This is a genomic window from Hymenobacter elongatus, assembly GCF_004745955.1.
Lineage (GTDB): Bacteria > Bacteroidota > Bacteroidia > Cytophagales > Hymenobacteraceae > Hymenobacter > Hymenobacter elongatus.
The window spans coordinates 22,799-39,180 of sequence record NZ_SRLD01000029.1 but is presented as its reverse complement, the minus strand read 5'-3'; the positions used below and the strand labels follow the sequence as shown (position 1 = coordinate 39,180).

Below are 16,382 nucleotides of genomic sequence, written 5' to 3'. Positions count from 1 at the left end.
TACTGCTGCACGCGAGATGTCTCACGCCGTTCGACATGACGGATGGGTTTCCGAAACTTAGGAGCACTACAGCAGGGCTGCGCCTGGCGGAACGGCGCGGCCCGGAAAAATTGCGTACAAGCCTCCCGAAGCCGGTTATCTTTGGCGGCCTTTCGTCCTGCCCTCTATGAACCTTCCCATTGTCCTGGCCCTGCTCGTGGCTGCGTATCTGCTCGGCTCCATTCCTACCGCGCTGTGGGTGGGGCGGCGCTTCTTTGGCCTCGATATCCGGGAGCACGGTTCCGGCAATGCCGGGGCGACCAACACCTTCCGGGTACTGGGCAAAAAGCCGGGTTCCGTCGTCATGGCCATCGATGTGCTCAAGGGCTGGGCCGCCACCATGATGGCCACCGTAATGCTGAACCAAGGGGCCATCCGGCCCGATCAGCTGCTTTACTTTCAGCTGGCCTGCGGAGTGCTGGCCGTGGTGGGCCACATCTACCCGGTTTTCGCGCAGTTCAGGGGGGGCAAGGGCGTGGCCACGGTGCTGGGCATGATGCTGGCCATTGCCCCAGCCACGGTGGGCGTCTGCATCCTGGTGTTCCTGCTGATGCTTTTCCTGTTCCGCTACGTGTCCCTGGCCTCCATGTCGGCCGGCGTGGCCTTCGCCCTGCTCCAGCTGCTGCCCCCGTTCCGCCCCGACAATTCGCTGCTGCTCGTCTTTGGCTTCGTGCTGGCCGCCCTGCTGATTTACACCCACCGCGCCAACATCGGACGGCTGCGGTCCGGCACCGAGAGTCGCGTGCCGCTGTTTGGGCGCAAGTAAATTCTTGATAAAGTTCGCGCTACCGAGCTACCGGAAACCAAGAAGCTGTTTAGGAAGTAGCCTGAGGGGGGGCTCGATTTTAGGGCCGTTTCCGGTTCAGTGTACCACCTCCGGGTAACGCGAAGTTTCACTTCGCGAGTCGTTGCGGCTGGCTGCGGCCGACCCGTGCCGGGTGTCGCGAAGTAGAACTTCGCGGTGTAGCGGCCATTCTCACACCCGTGCTCACCGGCAACGTCACCATCACGGCCTACGACGCCAAGCGTCAGCTCGCGAGTGGCCGCTTCGACGCGGTGGCTCCTGGTCAGCGCGACCCTGACGCCGACGTAAGCGACGAGAAATGTGACCTGCAGCTCGTCGGTGACTTCACCGACCTGAAGGTGAAAGCGCACTAAACCGTGTGGTACGTTCTGTCGCCTGCGCCGCCCTGGAGAAATCCGGGCGGCGTTGTCGTTCTAGCCAGCAGGGGAGGCATAGGAGCACATTGTGCGGTGCTACTGTCGCTAGAACAGCCGATGACGTACCCGTATGTCTCTCACAACCGTAACATTTCTTACTCATTCGCTAAATATGTTGCACGTCGTGTAACATATTTTCGATATAACAATGAAATGTTGCACGTCGTGTAACATGTTTTTGCTGTGTTAATAAAATGTTGCACCTTCCGACTCACACATTTTACCTTCTATGTCTGATATCCGGGAGTTGCGCGAGCAGTATGGTCTGACCCAGGAAGAACTGGCCAACTGGCTGAATATTCCCCGCGTGAGCCTGACGCTGGCGGAACTGGGCCACCGGGCTTTGCCCTACGCGGCCCTGCAGCAGATGAGTCGCCTGATAGTAGCTCATCTGGATATGAGTACTTCGCCTGCGCTACAGGTAGTGCCGCCCCCGCTGGCTCCGCCCGTCACTAAGCCGTTGCAGCGTCGGCAGCTGGAGTGCCAGGTCGCGGTGTACCGCCTGGGCAAGCAGCTGAGCCGCCTGCAAACCCAGGCCCGGCAGTATCAGGCGCGGCTGGCGGCCCTGCCCCAGCTCCGGGTCTGGCCCCACCCGGTGCGCCACGCGGGGCTGGAAAACGACTGGCTACGGCTATTTGAGCAGGATGCTATAATAGGGTTGCCCAAGTGCGGCCTCACGGCTCAAATCCTGCTGAGTGCCCGCATCGCCGCCCTGGAGCGTGAGGCAGAACTGCTCGGGCAGGCGCTGGCCGCGCCGGCTACTGCGCTCCTGTAACTGACGGGCGCGTGGTGCAGGGTAGCTTACGTCAGCGGCCTTAAGCAGTGGGCCTCACTTAGCCTCGTCGGCTAGAAGCTGTAGCCTACGGCCAGCAGGCCGTAGAAAAAAGAGCCGGGGCCGGCTAAGAACCACTCGGCGTCGCCGCCCAGAAAGCTCCTTTCCTCATACTTTGCCTTATCGTATTGGGGCTTGGGCCACGCGTAGTAGCGAGCCCCGAGCATGGTATCAAGCGAAAGATGGCTGCTGAAGGCTTTTTTTAGCACGGGCACGCGGTATCCCAGGCCGGTGCCAACGCCGGCTCCCATGCCCCGCCACCGGTAGTCGATACCCACGTAGCCATCCCGGGAGCCGTTTACGGGGTAGATGGTAAGGTGTTGGTCATACGTATACACCGATGCCTGCACCTGGGAATACAACCCGAAAGGAGCCTGCCTCCTGAACTGAGTAGACCGGGTTTTAAAGTAGCGCCGGGCCAGCACCGTCAGGTTCCAGCCCTTGTACTGCCCATTGAAGCCGGTGTAGTTGGCTCCCTGAATTCCCAGGCTATACGAGGAATTCAGGCACCGCTCGTAGCCTATCTGCTGCTTGTAGAATGCCTCCGCCGGCGACGCCCAGATGGTATTGCGCACCGAGGTCGAGTCTGGGGCCTGAGCCTGGGCGGCAGGGCCGAGGGTCAGGAGCAGTAGCGTAGTAGCGGAAAGGTGCTTCATATAAGGGGAGCAGGTAGAGTCGTTGGTTGAGCCAAACCACGGCAGAAGCAAGGCGTACCGCAAACGAAAAGTGGGAGCTTTCCGACTTTTCAGAAGAAGATTTCGGCCGGCATGACGCGGACGGCCGGCGGTTACGCAGTATTCAAAAGGCCGGATAGAAGCGAATAGAAGCGGTTTGAACGGCTTGCCGCCGCCGTGGGCCCACGCCGCGCCAGGGCGGATCAGACTTTAGCGGCTGCCCGCGTCGGGTGGCTTCTCGCTTTACCCCAAGAGCGTGTTACTTTTACGCCGTACTCTTCTCAAACCCCCATCCTGCATGGCTTCCTACCTCGAAAGCAACCAAGACCGTTTCCTGAGCGAGCTGCTCGACTGGCTGCGCATCCCCTCGGTTTCGGCCGATCCTAAGTTTCACGGCGACGTGCTGCGGGCCGCCGACTACCTCAAAACGCGCCTCGAAGAGGTGGGCATCGAAAACGTGGAGCTGTGCCAAACGGCCGGCAACCCCATCGTGTACGGCGAAAAAATCATTGACCCGGCCCTGCCCACGGTGCTCGTGTATGGCCACTACGATGTGCAGCCCGCCGACCCCTACGAGCTGTGGACTTCGCCGCCCTTCGAGCCCGTTATCAAGGATGGTAAAATCTACGCCCGCGGGGCCTGCGACGACAAAGGCCAGGTATACATGCACGTGAAGGCCTTTGAGGTGCTGATGCAGGAAGGCGGCGTGCCCTGCAACGTGAAGATTATGATTGAGGGCGAGGAGGAAATCGGGTCCAACAACCTGAGCATCTTCGTGCGCGAAAACAAGGAGAAGCTCAAGGCCGACGTGATTCTGATTTCGGACACCGGCATGATTGCCAACGATACGCCCAGCATCGAGGTGGGCCTGCGCGGGCTGAGCTACCACGAGGTGGAGGTAACGGGCCCCAACCGCGACCTGCACTCGGGCCTGTATGGCGGCGCGGTGGCTAACCCCATCAACATCCTGTGCAAGATGATTGCCTCGCTGCACGACGAGCACAACCATATCACCATTCCCGCCTTCTACGACAACGTAGAGGAGCTTTCGGCCGAAGAACGGGCTGAAATGGCCAAGGCCCCGCACTCCGACGAGGAGTTCAAGCAGAGCATCGGCCTGCCCGATATTCACGGCGAGAAAGGCTACAGCACCCTGGAGCGCGTCAGCATCCGGCCCACGCTCGACGTGAACGGCATCTGGGGCGGCTACACCGGCGAGGGAGCCAAAACCGTTATTGCCTCTAAGGCTTACGCCAAAATATCGATGCGCCTGGTGCCGCACCAAACTTCCGCCGAAATCACGGCTCTGTTTCAGCAGCACTTCGAGAGCATCGCGCCCAGCGGTGTCACGGTGAAGGTGACTCCCCACCACGGCGGCGAGCCCGTGGTAACGCCCACCGACTCGGTAGCCTACAAAGCGGCAGCCGACGCCATGGAAACCACTTTCGGCAAACGTCCCATCCCGACGCGCGGCGGCGGCTCCATTCCGATTGTGGCCATGTTCAAGAGCGAGCTGGGCCTCGATACGGTGCTGCTCGGCTTCGGCCTCGACTCGGATGCCATTCACTCGCCCAATGAGCACTACGGCGTGTTCAATTTCCTGAAAGGCATCGAAACCATTCCGCACTTCTACCGCAACTACGCGGCCAGCATGCAATAGAAGTGCCGCGCGCCGGACAACTAAAAAAGCCCCACCGGAATATTCCGGTGGGGCTTTTTTAGTGTCCGGCGCGCGGCACTTACTCTATTTGCCGTTGATGGAGTAGCCCACGTACAGCTGGAATGCCGAGTTAGCGGCTTTGCTGCCGCCCAGCAAGGCATTGTCATTGAAGATTCTGATGAAGCTGCGGCTGTAGCGCACGCCTCCCTGGAAGCCATTGCCCATCTGGTAGCCTACACCACCTACATAGCCCAAGTCGAAGGTGTTCAGCTTCAAGTCTGAAGACTTGTCGGTGCTGAATGTTTCGTCCTGGAATTTCAGGGTGTAATCGGTGGTAACCAGAATCCCGGCCTGCACCCCGCCTTCGACGAAAAAGTTACTCTTCTTGTAGCGTATTACCAGAGGCGCTTCGATATATCCCAAGCGTAGATCTTCCTTCGCACCATCCTTTTCGGCTTTGCTGCCTTTCAGCGAGTAAGACACTTCCTGCTGCACCGAAAGGGCACCATCAGCCGTCAGTGGGGCATTCAGGAAAAAGCCTGCGCTGTAGCCGGGCCGATAATCCAAATCAATGTTTTTGCCTTCAATACTGGAGTAGTTGAAGCCTGCTTTAACGCCGATGGAACCGGGTGTTTGTGCCGAAGCAGTGGCCGCCAGGCCGACAAGCAGCATTGCAGAGAGGAAAATTCTCTTCATGATCAAAGGAACTTGAAATAATAAATGGTGACGCGAAGGTAATCGAAATCATACAAACTTGCTGGCGAGTATAAGTAGTATGTCATTGTGAATTTTATAGTTGGTCTATGCGCCTTTGAGTTGCTTCATAGATTGGTTGCTGTTATAACTGCTGCTTTATCAGCAAGATGCAGGGTTTTGCTTTGCTGTTGACGATACCCTTCTGGTCAAGGAGAAATCCCTTTTATGGCATGTTACCAAATTTATAAGTTTGTCCTGGGGTGCCACTTACGCCCAGGCCGCTTCACTGGCCCTATTGCCGCCGAAAACTGAAGTACTGAGGCTTTAGTATGCGTTTCGGAAAGTGAGAGCCCTGTTTTTTTCAATGAAGCTGTTTAGCAAGTCTGCCGAACGTCCTGTCGACCAACGGGAGACAGCTCGCGTGCACTGGTAAGGTGAGTACTACGGCACATGAGCTGTCTCCCGTTGGTCGACAGGACGTTCTGTGGGATTTTAGCGACTTTCTAAACAGCTTCAATGTAAACCAAGCTGTAGGAACGAGGGGTGTAAAGAGATAGGGCCCATACAAAAGCCCCGGCAGGTGCCTTGTCCTTACCCAAATCTTTTTCCGACTTCCCGGCGGTAATGCCAAGGCCCTTTTTGTTAGCTGACCACGCTTGAAAAGCGGTAAACCAGATAGTCAACCGCACAAAAACGCCCTTCCAGCCACATGGCTGGAAGGGCGTTTGAGTTTTGGGTAAGGACAAGGCAGGTGCCGGGGCTTTTGCAATAGCAAAACCAGGAAAATCCGTTGAGTTACTTATTCGTAATCAGGTAGCCCAGCGACACTTGAATGGCCGAGTGGCGGGCATTCTTCAGGTCGCCGTCGAAGTATGCGCCGTCGTCGCTTTTCACGAAATCGTTGAAGGCTCCGGTGTAGCGCAGGTTCAGGCTGAGGCCCGCCTCCGTCTGGTAGCCGATACCGGCCACGTAGCCTAGCTCGTTGCGGTTGAGGCGGCCCAGGTCTTTTTGGTCGTGAGAAGAGGAGGAGCTGGTGGAGCCCGTGAGGCCCGAGCGGGTCGTTACCTGGGTTTCGTCTTTGGCATTGAGCAGGTAGGAGTATTGGGGGCCCGCCTCGAAAATCAGGCCGCTGGCGTTTACTTTGAACAGTACCGGCACGTCGAGGTAGCTGTAGGTCACCTGGCCTTCGCGCTTTTGGGTGGTGCCCAACACGTTGGTGTATTCGGTGGGCCTATTTTCGAAGCCTTTCTGCGAAAAGAGCAGCTCCGGCTGCACCGACAGGAAGCCGTCGCCACTCAGGTCGGCGTTGAGCATGATGCCGCCCAAAAAGCCGAATTTGTTGTTGTAGGTGTTTTCGTTCTGCACGTCGCCGGCCAGGTTGGCGTAGTTAGTGCCGGCCCGCAGCCCCAGCCGGACGCCTTGGGCGCGGGAGGCGCTCAGCGTAGCAACCGACAGCAAGGAAGCCAAGACAATTATGGTCTTTTTCATAGTGTGGGAGTAAAATGCAAGTGAGCGTGTGGGCGAGGCGTAGGCGAAAAATATGCCAAAATACTGGTGGCGGAGAAAGCTTGAGACGTAAAAAAGCCCCGTATCAGGGTGATAAGGGGCTTTTTTTGAGGAAGGAGGAAGGTTTACTTGCCGCCGAACAGGTAGCCTACCTGAAACTGAATGACCGAGTTCTTGGCATTCGACTGCTCTTGGCCGGCCACTTCTTTTTCTACTTTCAGCAAGCCGCCATTATAGCGGATGCCGAGGCCAAGGCCGTTGTCGAGCTCGTAGCCAACCCCGGCTACGTAGCCCAGGTCGAACCGATTTACGCCACTGAAGTCGCTGTCTTCGGCCGTTACGCCGCCCGCCGTCAGCGTGCCCTTGCGCGACACCATATAGCCCAGTTGCGGGCCGGCTTCGAAGATGAAGCCATCGGCGTTGATCTTGCCCAAAATCGGCAGATCGAGGTAGTGCATCCGGTCTTCCGCCTCGTAGCCGGCCCCCTTAAATTTTATGCCTTTGCCGGAATACAGCAGTTCGGGCTGAATCGAGAAAAAACCGTCGTCGGTGATAGGGGCATTCATCATGACACCACCGTTGAAGTTTACCAGGTTTTCGGAATCTGTTTTCTCAGCATCCGTCAAGCCATTGTAGTTAGACAAGTTAACGCCACCCTTCACGCCGAAACGTACTTGAGCCTGCGCAGTGGTGGTCATCAGACCTACGGCAGCTAAGATGGACAACAGGACAGTGGTCTTTTTCATGAGAGAGAAGTGTGGTGAACGAAAAGAAAGCGCATCCTGAGAATGAGCAGGATGTGCCCTCAAACGCAGAATATGCCTGTTGAGGTACGTTCGGCCCCGGGAAATATGTCGGGGTCGGGGGAGCAGGCAGGCTCTCAGGGGTTTATGGAAGTAATTTTTCTGGCTACCCAGTAGGGCCGGGCCGGCGTTGGGGCGTCCTACGGAGCATTTTACCAAGGTGTGGATTGGCGGTCAGGCCTGCTGTTTGCGGGGCCAGCCGGCTGGGGGCTGGGCCGCCGCTGCATTCGTGCGGTGCCTTCAGCGGGTTTGCTTATTTTTGGGGCGCTTGGATTCTATTGTATGATGATTCGCTACGGTTTGCTCGTGGCTATGCTGGCAGGTGGCGCAAGCTGCCGGGCCCAGCAACCCACTGCCAGTGCTGCGCGCCCACCCCTGATTGTGGGTGCTTATGCCCAGGGCAGCTTTATTATTGCCCACACGCCCTCGGTGAAGCACTTAGTAGTGTCGCACCCGACGGGGCTGGAGCTGAACGTGCAACGGCAAACCAACGGCCGGGAGCCCTGGCATGCGTGGTATAAATACCCCAAAGTGGGTATGGCCCTGGTGTATTACGACTATCACAATCCGGTGCTGGGCAAGTCGTACGGGGCTACGATTTATATCAACAAGCCTGTGTACCGCACGGCGCGGCAGGAGGTGAACTTTCGGATTGGTACCGGTATCGGTATTTTCCCGATTCGCTACGATCAGGAAACCAACCACAAGAACAATATCGTCAGCTCCCGGCTCAATGCCACACTCCAGGCCCGCCTTGAGTATGATGTGGCCATTGCGCCCCACTACGGCCTGCTGCTGGGTGTGGGGCTCAATCACTACTCCAACGGGGCGACCACCAAGCCTAATTTTGGCATCAACCTGCCCACCGCGTTTGTGGGCCTCAATTACCACCAGCAGCGCCCTTTTCGGCCGCTGAGCACCACTCCAACGGCGGAGCCGGCGGAAATCGGCCACAATTTCCTGGATCTGAGTACCAGTCTCGGCTTCAAGCAGCGCAACGAGTCGGACCGGCGCAAGTATGCCGTGCAGTCGGTGTCGGTGGCCGTGGGCCGGCGCGTAAACCGCAAAAGCAACCTGGTGCTCGGGGCCGAGGGCTTCTACGACCGGTCGCTGCTGGTGCAGCTGCGCGACACGTCCCGCACCGGCGAGCAACTGCCCGATGTGAAGAAGGCGGGCGTGTTTTTCGGCCACGAGCTGCTGTTTGGGCGCCTGGCTTTCGTGTCACACCTGGGGTTTTACGTCTACAATCCCTACAAGTCCAACAAGTTCTACTACGAGCGACTGGGGCTGAAATACCGCCTCACCGACCACCTCTGGAGCTCCGTCGACCTGAAAATCCACCGTGGTGCCGCCGATGTAGTAGAGCTGAAAGTAGGTCTGAAGCTGTAGCAGGAAAACGGTGAAATACTGCTGAAGTGACCTGACGGGCTAAGTGGTTGAGAAAGACTAACCGACAGCTCAGGCCCTTCTTTTGTCGGTTGGGCAACTGAAATGAGTGGCGCTTACCGCATTCCGCTTACTTCATGCCAGGCTATCATCTTCACCGCTTCTCACCGATGGAAACGTTTCTGCTACTGAACCGCTGGCTGCATATTACGGCGGGCTTTCTTGGGTTTTTTGTGGCCCCGGTGGCCTTGTATGTGCGCAAGGGTGGTCCGGCGCACCGGCTCTGGGGGCGGGTGTTCCTCTGGGCCATGGTGGTGGCTGGCACTACCGCTATTGTCTCCGCTTCCATCAACGGGCTCACCTTTCTGTTGCTGACGGGTATCTTCAGCCTGTACCTGGCGTGGTTTGGCTACCGCTCGGTGTACCATAAGCGCCTGAGCCGGGGAGAAGAGCCGCCGGCCCTCGCCGATTGGCTGGGAGTAGGAGCAGGCACGGTTGTTTTTGCCGGCACGCTCCTGTATGGCCTGGTGCACCTGAAAACCAACCCGGTTCCTATCGTCTTCGGTGGCATCGGCCTCATGACGACTGTGCGCCAGATACGGGGTTTCCTGCGCCGGGGGCCATGGCCGGCCGGACAATGGCTGCTGAACCATATGTCAGGTTTTGTAGGCTCCTACGTGGCGGCGGTTTCGGCCTTTTCGGCTACCAGCCTCGGCTTCATTCCCTTTCCGCTCAATTTTCTGTGGCCCACGCTGGTTATTATTCCACCCCTTATGTGGGTACAGCACCGCTATAAAAAACGGTTTGCGGCGGGCCAGCACCCCGAAAAGGTAGTCGAAGTGCGCATCCAGCCCGAGCTTAGCAGCTAAGTCTCAGGCCATGCGCCAAAGCCGCTAGCGTGCAGCCACCAGCGCCTGATTGATACGCTTCACCAACGCTGGCCCTTCATAAATAAAGCCGGTATAGAGCTGTACCAGCGACGCTCCTGCTGCCAGCTTCTCCTGCGCATCGGCCGCCGACGCTATGCCCCCAACCCCGATAATTGGCAGGCCGCCATCGGAGCGGCGGTGCAGATAGCGAATTACTTCCGTAGCCCGCTGCCGCAACGGTTTGCCGCTCAGGCCACCGGCTCCAATGGCTGCTAACTGGCTGGGGGTAGCCCGCAGGTCATTTCGTGCAAGTGTAGTGTTAGTAGCCACCAGGCCGCTCAGGCGGGTTTCAGCGGCAATAGTCAGAATGTCGTCAAGTTGGCCGTCCGTCAGGTCAGGCGCTATTTTGAGGAGTAGCGGCTTCGGCCGGGGTTTGGCCTGGTTGCACTCCTGCACCTGTTGCAGCAGCCGGATCAGGGGCTCTTTCTCCTGCAACTGCCGCAAATTGGGCGTGTTCGGGGAGCTGACATTGACCACAAAATAGTCGACGGTGTCGAACAGCGTCTCGAAGGCCGACACGTAGTCGGCAGCCGCCTGCTCGTTGGGGGTCTCCTTATTTTTGCCAATGTTGCCCCCAATGATAATAGTGGAACGCCGCTGGCGTAAGCGGCTGGCCACTGCCGCCGCACCCTCGTTGTTGAAGCCCATCCGGTTGATCAGCGCTTCGTCCTGCTTCAGCCGAAACAGGCGCGGCACAGGGTTGCCTGGCTGGGGCCGGGGCGTTACCGTACCAATCTCCACAAAGCCGAAACCCAGACACGCCAGCGCATCAGTCAACTCGGCATTCTTGTCGAAACCCGCCGCCAGCCCCACCGGATTGCGAAATTTCAACCCAAATACCTCCCGCTCAAGCCCTGGATGAGCGAAGTCATACAGGCTCCGCAGCAGGGCGGTCGTACCCGGCAGCCGGCAGCCGCGCTTGAGGTTGTCGAAAACGACGTGATGCGCCTGTTCCGCGTCAAGTTGAAACAGCAGGGGTTTGAGCAATGCTTGGTACATGGCGGGCCACAAAGTAGTCGAGGTACAAAGCTCCTACTTATTCCGGTAGCATTTGACTTTGGTAAAAGTAGTTGCAGCTAAGTTTTTTGTGTAAAGTATATGGCTGATAATAAATACTATACCTGGCGCTACGCACTGTGAGCCGGAAGTTATGCTTCCAAAGTTTGGACAATAAGTCTATTTGCAGCACTTTTGCAACCCCGTAACGCGAACCGCTTTTCGCCATCGGGACCTGATTCTGTAGCTCAGCTGGTAGAGCAGTACACTTTTAATGTACGGGTCCTGGGTTCGAATCCCAGCGGGATCACCAAAAGCCCTCACTGCGTCATGTAGTGAGGGCTTTTTGTTTAGTTCTACTAGCCGGCCCAGCCTTCACGGTCCAGCGAGCGGTACTGGATGGCCTCGGCTAGGTGTTCCAGACGGATTTCTTCTGAGCTGCTTAAGTCTGCAATGGTGCGGGCTACTTTCAGGATCCGGTCGTAGGCGCGGGCGGAGAGACCCAGGCGCTCCATGGCCGTTTTGAGCAGCGCCCGGCCCGCATCATTTATCTGGCAAAGCTCTTTCACCATCTGCGACGGCATCATGGCGTTGGAATGAATTTCGGGGAACTCCTGAAAGCGTACGGTCTGAACTTCGCGGGCTTTTTCTACGCGCTGCTGAATATCGGCGCTGGTTTCCGATTTGCGCGTTTCCGTCATCTGGTCGAACGTAACGGGCGTTACCTCCACATGCAGATCGATGCGGTCGAGCAAGGGGCCACTGACTTTGTTGAGGTAGCGCTGCACGATGCCAGGGCCGCATACGCATTCTTTCTCCGGATGATTGTAGTAGCCGCACGGGCAGGGATTCATGCTGGCGATAAGCATGAAATTCGACGGGAAGTCGATGCTGACCTTGGCCCGTGAAATCGTGACGCGGCGCTCCTCCAGCGGCTGGCGCATCACCTCCAGCACCGCTCGCTTGAACTCCGGCAGCTCATCCAGAAACAGTACGCCGTTGTGGGCCAGGGAGATTTCGCCCGGCTGCGGGTTGCCTCCGCCACCCACCAGCGCGACGTCGGAAATGGTATGGTGGGGCGAGCGGAACGGGCGCGTAGTGAGCAGGGAGGCATTGGCCCCGAGCTTTCCGGCCACGGAATGAATTTTGGTTGTTTCGAGCGCCTCCTGAATCGACAAGGCCGGCAAAATGCTGGGCAGCCGCTTGGCCAGCATCGTTTTGCCCGCGCCCGGTGGCCCGATCATAATGACGTTGTGGCCGCCGGCGGCGGCAATTTCCAGGGCCCGCTTGATGTTCTCCTGACCCTGCACGTCGGCAAAATCGGCGGCGTACTGGTTAGCGGTATGCTGAAAAACGTGGCGGGTGTCGAGCCGGAGTGGCTCGATTTCCAGGCGGCCTTCGAAAAAGTCGATGGCCTGCTGCATGTTCTCGACCGGAATGACGTCGAGGTTGTTGACGATGGCGGCTTCCTGGGCATTGGCGCGGGGCAGAATAAAGCCCTTGAACCCCTCTTTGCGCGCCTGAATAGCAATGGGAAGCACGCCCCGAATCGGCCGTAGCTCTCCATCCAACGACACTTCGCCCATGATGATGTAGTCGCCGAGGCGCTCGGTTGTGAGCTGCTGGGAGGCGTGCAGAATGCCCAGGGCAATCGGCAAATCGTAGGCCGAGCCTTCCTTGCGGATATCAGCCGGGGCCATGTTTACCACCACCTTGGTGCGCGGCATGCGGTAGCCGCGAAACTTCAGCGCCGCCTCTATCCGCTGCTGGCTTTCCTTGATGGCGTTGTCGGGCAGCCCCACGACGTAAAAGTTGGTGCCCTGTGATACAACTACTTCAATCGTAATCGTATTGGCATTAACGCCTTGCACGGCGGAGCCAAACGTTTTTGTAAGCATAGTGCAGGATAAGTCGCTAGTGAAATCAGGCAGCTAATATAGGCCGGCCGCAATGGATTAGCATAAGAAAAGCCAGCCCGCATGCGGACTGGCTCAAAATAGCAGCAACGAAAAAAGGAAGCCCGGTGCGGAGCGTACTTACGGGCTAGCTGGCTTCGGCCACCAACTGCTCAATAAGCAGAATCAGGATGTGAATCGCTTTGATATGAATCTCCTGTACCCGGTCGGCAAAGCCGCTGTGGGGGGCTCGGATTTCGACGGTGCTCAGCGCCGCCAGCAGACCGCCATCTTTGCCCGTCAGGCTCACTACCTGCATGCCGGCGGCGTGGGCGGCCTCGGCGGCCCGTAGCACGTTGGGCGAGTTGCCGCTGGTGCTGATGGCCAGCAGCACGTCGCCGGGGCGACCCAGCGCCTGCACGTAGCGACTGAAGACGTGCTCGTAGCCGTAGTCGTTGGCCACACAGCTCATGTGCGAGGCCTCGGTGAGAGCAATAGCACCCAGCGCGGGCCGGTCGAGGCGGTAGCGGCCACTGAGCTCCTCGGCAAAATGCTGCGCATCGCAGAGCGAGCCACCGTTGCCGCAGCTCAGAATTTTGCCACCCCGGCGTAGGCTATCGGCCATCAGGCGGGCGGCGTGTTCGATGCGCGACAGGTTTTCGGGGTCAGCCAAAAAACGGTCGAGAACGGTGCGGGCTTCGGTCAGCTCAGCGCGAATCAGGTCAGTCAGCGGTGCAGTCACGAAGCAAAGTTACACCCCGGCGCGATTGTCGAGGCTTGTAGGCGGCGAAGGTGGAATAATAGTGTTGGGCTGCTGCACCGGGGCATTCATCAGGCCGGGGTCGGACTGCGGAAACGTAGGATGCTCCACGTCGTGGGCCGGCGTGCTGGTGGGCATGGCTGGAGCCGGCACAGGGGCCGATTGGTAGATGGTAGTGGCACCGACAGTAGTGGGAGTAGGAGCGGGCCGCTGTTGAAATTCCCGCTCGCGCTGGTCGAGCTGGTGGTCGTAGAGCTTGGCTTTGAGCTCGTTGATTTTGCCGTTCAAGGCTGCTGTTTCCCGGCGCAGCAGAGCGCTGTCGAGGTTTTCTACCACGAGCTGCAAGCCGAGCAGCACCGCGCCCACCAGAAATAGCGTGTTGTAGAACGTGGCCAGGCCGGCGTCGCCACTCAGGTTGAAAGCCGACGCAAACGTGTCGCGGGCGGCGGGGCTGAAGACGAAGAGCAGCGCCAGCAACAAGTACACCATCACCAAAATCGTAACCAGGCGTTTGAAAGCAAGCATGGGGAAGGAAAAGCTAGAGGTCGGGAAAAGCCGGCAGCTGGGCCACACGGATGCCTGATTGGCGCATTAAATATAGAATTTTGCCAATGCCAAACCGTGGGCGGAGCCCGGCAACGTCGGCATAAACGTAGGCAAGGGCCCTACAGTTGGGCTCGTGGGCAGCGGGCGGGCAGCCCGCCGCGAGGCACTAGGGGAGTAGGCCGTTGGTTTGCATCGTGTTAAGACGCTGGTACACGCCACCTTCCCGGCGCAGCAATTCGTCGTGGGTGCCGCGCTCCACGATGCGGCCCTGCTGCAGCACCACGATTTCGTCGGCGTGCTGAATGGTGCTCAGGCGGTGGGCAATGACGAGGGAGGTGCGGTTCTGCATCAGCCGCGTGAGGGCTTCCTGCACCAGCTTTTCCGATTCGGTGTCGAGGGCGGACGTGGCTTCGTCCAGAATCAGGATGGGCGGGTTGCGCAGAATGGCCCGCGCGATGCTCAGGCGCTGGCGCTGGCCGCCCGACAGCCGGCTGCCCCGGTCGCCGATGATGGTCTGATAGCCGTCCGGGGCTTGGGTGATAAACTCGTGGGCGTTGGCAATTTTGGCCGCTTCCATCACCTGCTCATCGGTGGCCTGGGTGTTAAAGCGGATGTTGTTGAGAATCGTGTCGTTAAACAGGATACTTTCCTGGGTTACAATGCCCATCTGGTCGCGCACGGAGTGAATGGTGCAGTCGCGCACTTCGTGGCCGTCGATGATGATCTGGCCGCCGGTGGGGTCGTAGAAGCGGGGCAGCAGATCGGCCAGCGTCGATTTGCCGCCGCCGGACGGGCCCACCAATGCCACGGTTTTGCCCTTCTCAATGATGAGGTTGATGTCCTGCAGCACGGGCTGGTCGCCGTAGCCGAACTGCAGGTCGCGCAGCTCAATCTGGTGCCGGAAGTCGGGCAGGATTTGGGCATCGGGCTTGTCCCGAATAGCGGGTTGGGTGTCGATGATACTGAGTACCCGCTCGCCGGCCACCAGCCCCCGCTGAATATTGCCAAACGACGACGACAACGACTTGGCCGGCGTGAGCACCTGCGAAAACATGATGATGTAGGCAATGAAAGCAGCCGCGTCCAAATCGGAAGTGCCACCCAGAATGAGCGTGCCGCCGAAGTAAAGCAAGCCCGCCACGACCATGACCCCGGCAAATTCGGAAAAGGGGGAAGCCAGGTCACGAATATTATCGATGCGGCGCGAGGTGCGGGCGTACTGGTCGTTCTGGTTCTCAAATTTGCCTTTGATGTATTCCTGGGCATTAAAGGCTTTGATGACGCGAATACCGCCCAGCGTCTCATCAATGACCGACATCATGGAGCCCAAGGTGCTTTGGCTGGTTTTGGCCTGGGTGCGCAGGCGTTTGGCCAGCGCCGCAATCATGCCGCCCGAAATGGGAAGTAGCACCAGCGAAAACAGCGTGAGCCGAGTGGAAAAGGAAAACAACACCACGAAGTAGGCCACGATGTAGAGCGGGTCCCGAATGACGCCCTGCAGCGTGTTGACCACCGAAATTTCCACTTCCTGCACATCGTTGGTGAAGCGCGACATCATGTCGCCCTTGCGCCCGGTGGAAAAGTAGCCCAGCTGCAACTGAATGACTCGATTGTAGAGGTCACGGCGCAGGTTGCGAATCACGCGGGACCGGACGCGGGCTGCGATGCGCAGGCTCAGGTAGCGGAAGACGTTGCTGAAAAACACCGATGACACCAGCACCAGACACACAAACAGCAGCGCCCCCAGCTTGCCATAGTCGGCAATAATCTGGGCGAAGTAGTAGTAGAACGTGCTGGTGATATACTCCAGAGTCGGAGCAAAGTCGGGTAGGGTAGCCGGGCCTTGGTGCTTGCTGGTTTTTTCAAACAGCACGTCCAGCATCGGTATCATCAACGCAATGTTGCCAATGCCGAAAAAGATGCCCAACACGGTGTAGAGCAGGTATAGCGGCAGAAAATCGGCGAAGGGCCGGGCATACTGCAAAATGCGGAGGTAGGTTTTCATGAGGGCTGCAAAGGTAACCCCGGATTCCGGTTGCGGACCGGCCGCTCCGGCTACAGCCCGCTACGGGGCACTGAAGACGGCTACGACCTCAATCTGGCCCAGCAGATGCTGGTTGAAATCGGCCAGCTCTGCGGCCGGTACCCAGAGTTGCTCCTGGTCGGGGCCGCCCACGTTCTGCACCGGGAACGTCGCGGCGTAGTCGGCCTCCACGGCGAAGCGCACCACATAGCCGATGCCGTAGTAGGGCACATTCCCGTCGCGGGCAATCTGGGTGGCGTAGGCCGCATGCAGCACCGGGTAAAAAAACGGCTGCTCGGGCAGGCGCGGCGGAAACGCCAGCCAGTTGGCAGCGGCTATCAAATCCAGCTCCTGCTGATCGATGGGGCAGTACAGCAGCAGGGCGGCGGGGTCGTGGCGCACAGAAGCAAAGAACG

16 protein-coding genes and 1 tRNA gene are annotated in these 16,382 nt (G+C 58.6%); 7 read left to right on the top strand and 10 right to left on the bottom strand.

The genetic code is table 11. The features are described 5' to 3' along the window. Positions 1-166: 166 nt before the first annotated feature. From plsY to E5J99_RS14535, 3 genes are all read left to right on the top strand, one after another. Positions 167-805, top strand: coding sequence for a glycerol-3-phosphate 1-O-acyltransferase PlsY (plsY, locus tag E5J99_RS14540; protein ID WP_135498541.1), 639 nt, complete (start codon positions 167-169; stop codon positions 803-805). A gap of 218 nt (positions 806-1,023) precedes the next feature. Continuing rightward, entirely contained in the window at positions 1,024-1,197 is a 174-nt protein-coding gene (locus E5J99_RS21330) for a hypothetical protein (protein ID WP_167852148.1), read from the top strand. Positions 1,198-1,489: 292 nt separating this feature from the next. Continuing rightward, positions 1,490-2,035, top strand: a complete 546-nt coding sequence (locus E5J99_RS14535; RefSeq protein ID WP_135498540.1) for a helix-turn-helix domain-containing protein — start codon at positions 1,490-1,492, stop codon at positions 2,033-2,035. 71 nt (positions 2,036-2,106) lie between these two features. Here E5J99_RS14535 and E5J99_RS14530 read toward each other — a convergent pair whose 3' ends face one another. After that, positions 2,107-2,748, bottom strand: a complete 642-nt coding sequence (locus E5J99_RS14530) for a DUF3575 domain-containing protein (protein WP_135498539.1) — start codon at positions 2,746-2,748, stop codon at positions 2,107-2,109. A gap of 316 nt (positions 2,749-3,064) precedes the next feature. Between E5J99_RS14530 and E5J99_RS14525 the strand changes: the two genes are divergently transcribed. Continuing rightward, on the top strand, positions 3,065-4,426 hold the full coding sequence (locus E5J99_RS14525; RefSeq protein ID WP_135498538.1) for a dipeptidase: 1,362 nt from the start codon (positions 3,065-3,067) through the stop codon (positions 4,424-4,426). A gap of 84 nt (positions 4,427-4,510) precedes the next feature. On the opposite strand, the gene E5J99_RS14520 is transcribed toward E5J99_RS14525, so the two are convergent. From E5J99_RS14520 to E5J99_RS14510, 3 genes are all read right to left on the bottom strand, one after another. Beyond that, positions 4,511-5,122 carry a porin family protein gene (locus E5J99_RS14520; protein ID WP_135498537.1) on the bottom strand — a complete coding sequence of 204 codons (612 nt, stop codon included), beginning with the start codon at positions 5,120-5,122 and terminating at the stop codon, positions 4,511-4,513. A gap of 795 nt (positions 5,123-5,917) precedes the next feature. After that, on the bottom strand, positions 5,918-6,610 hold the full coding sequence (locus E5J99_RS14515) for a porin family protein (protein WP_135498536.1): 693 nt from the start codon (positions 6,608-6,610) through the stop codon (positions 5,918-5,920). A gap of 143 nt (positions 6,611-6,753) precedes the next feature. Further along, positions 6,754-7,374: a porin family protein gene (locus E5J99_RS14510; protein ID WP_135498535.1), complete on the bottom strand. Its 621-nt coding sequence runs from the start codon at positions 7,372-7,374 to the stop codon at positions 6,754-6,756. A gap of 339 nt (positions 7,375-7,713) precedes the next feature. Here E5J99_RS14510 and E5J99_RS14505 point away from each other — a divergent pair, with 339 nt between their 5' ends. Both E5J99_RS14505 and E5J99_RS14500 read left to right on the top strand, forming a co-directional pair. Beyond that, positions 7,714-8,820, top strand: coding sequence for an acyloxyacyl hydrolase (locus tag E5J99_RS14505; protein ID WP_135498534.1), 1,107 nt, complete (start codon positions 7,714-7,716; stop codon positions 8,818-8,820). Between the two features lie 167 nt (positions 8,821-8,987). Next, on the top strand, positions 8,988-9,686 hold the full coding sequence (locus E5J99_RS14500; protein WP_135498533.1) for a DUF2306 domain-containing protein: 699 nt from the start codon (positions 8,988-8,990) through the stop codon (positions 9,684-9,686). 24 nt (positions 9,687-9,710) lie between these two features. On the opposite strand, the gene E5J99_RS14495 is transcribed toward E5J99_RS14500, so the two are convergent. Further along, on the bottom strand, positions 9,711-10,745 hold the full coding sequence (locus E5J99_RS14495; protein ID WP_135498532.1) for a quinone-dependent dihydroorotate dehydrogenase: 1,035 nt from the start codon (positions 10,743-10,745) through the stop codon (positions 9,711-9,713). A 234-nt stretch (positions 10,746-10,979) separates the two neighbouring features. Between E5J99_RS14495 and E5J99_RS14490 the strand changes: the two genes are divergently transcribed. Continuing rightward, positions 10,980-11,055: transfer RNA gene (locus E5J99_RS14490), tRNA-Lys, on the top strand. 46 nt (positions 11,056-11,101) lie between these two features. Here the strand turns inward: E5J99_RS14490 and E5J99_RS14485 are convergent. The 5 genes from E5J99_RS14485 to E5J99_RS14465 form a co-directional block, all read right to left on the bottom strand. Further along, positions 11,102-12,640 (bottom strand): YifB family Mg chelatase-like AAA ATPase, encoded by a 1,539-nt coding sequence (locus E5J99_RS14485; RefSeq protein ID WP_135498531.1) that lies wholly within the window; start codon positions 12,638-12,640, stop codon positions 11,102-11,104. A 145-nt stretch (positions 12,641-12,785) separates the two neighbouring features. Next, complete coding sequence (gene lpcA / locus E5J99_RS14480; RefSeq protein ID WP_135498530.1) at positions 12,786-13,379, bottom strand: D-sedoheptulose 7-phosphate isomerase; 594 nt, start codon at positions 13,377-13,379, stop codon at positions 12,786-12,788. 9 nt (positions 13,380-13,388) lie between these two features. Further along, positions 13,389-13,922, bottom strand: a complete 534-nt coding sequence (locus E5J99_RS14475) for a hypothetical protein (protein ID WP_135498529.1) — start codon at positions 13,920-13,922, stop codon at positions 13,389-13,391. 187 nt (positions 13,923-14,109) lie between these two features. Then, the gene (locus E5J99_RS14470) at positions 14,110-15,948 is read right to left on the bottom strand and encodes an ABC transporter ATP-binding protein (RefSeq protein ID WP_135498528.1); all 1,839 of its coding nucleotides are present in this window, start codon (positions 15,946-15,948) and stop codon (positions 14,110-14,112) included. Between the two features lie 60 nt (positions 15,949-16,008). Next, a complete protein-coding gene (locus tag E5J99_RS14465; RefSeq protein ID WP_245319004.1) occupies positions 16,009-16,368 on the bottom strand; it encodes a hypothetical protein in 360 nt (119 codons plus the stop codon). Between the last annotated feature and the right edge of the window lie 14 nt (positions 16,369-16,382).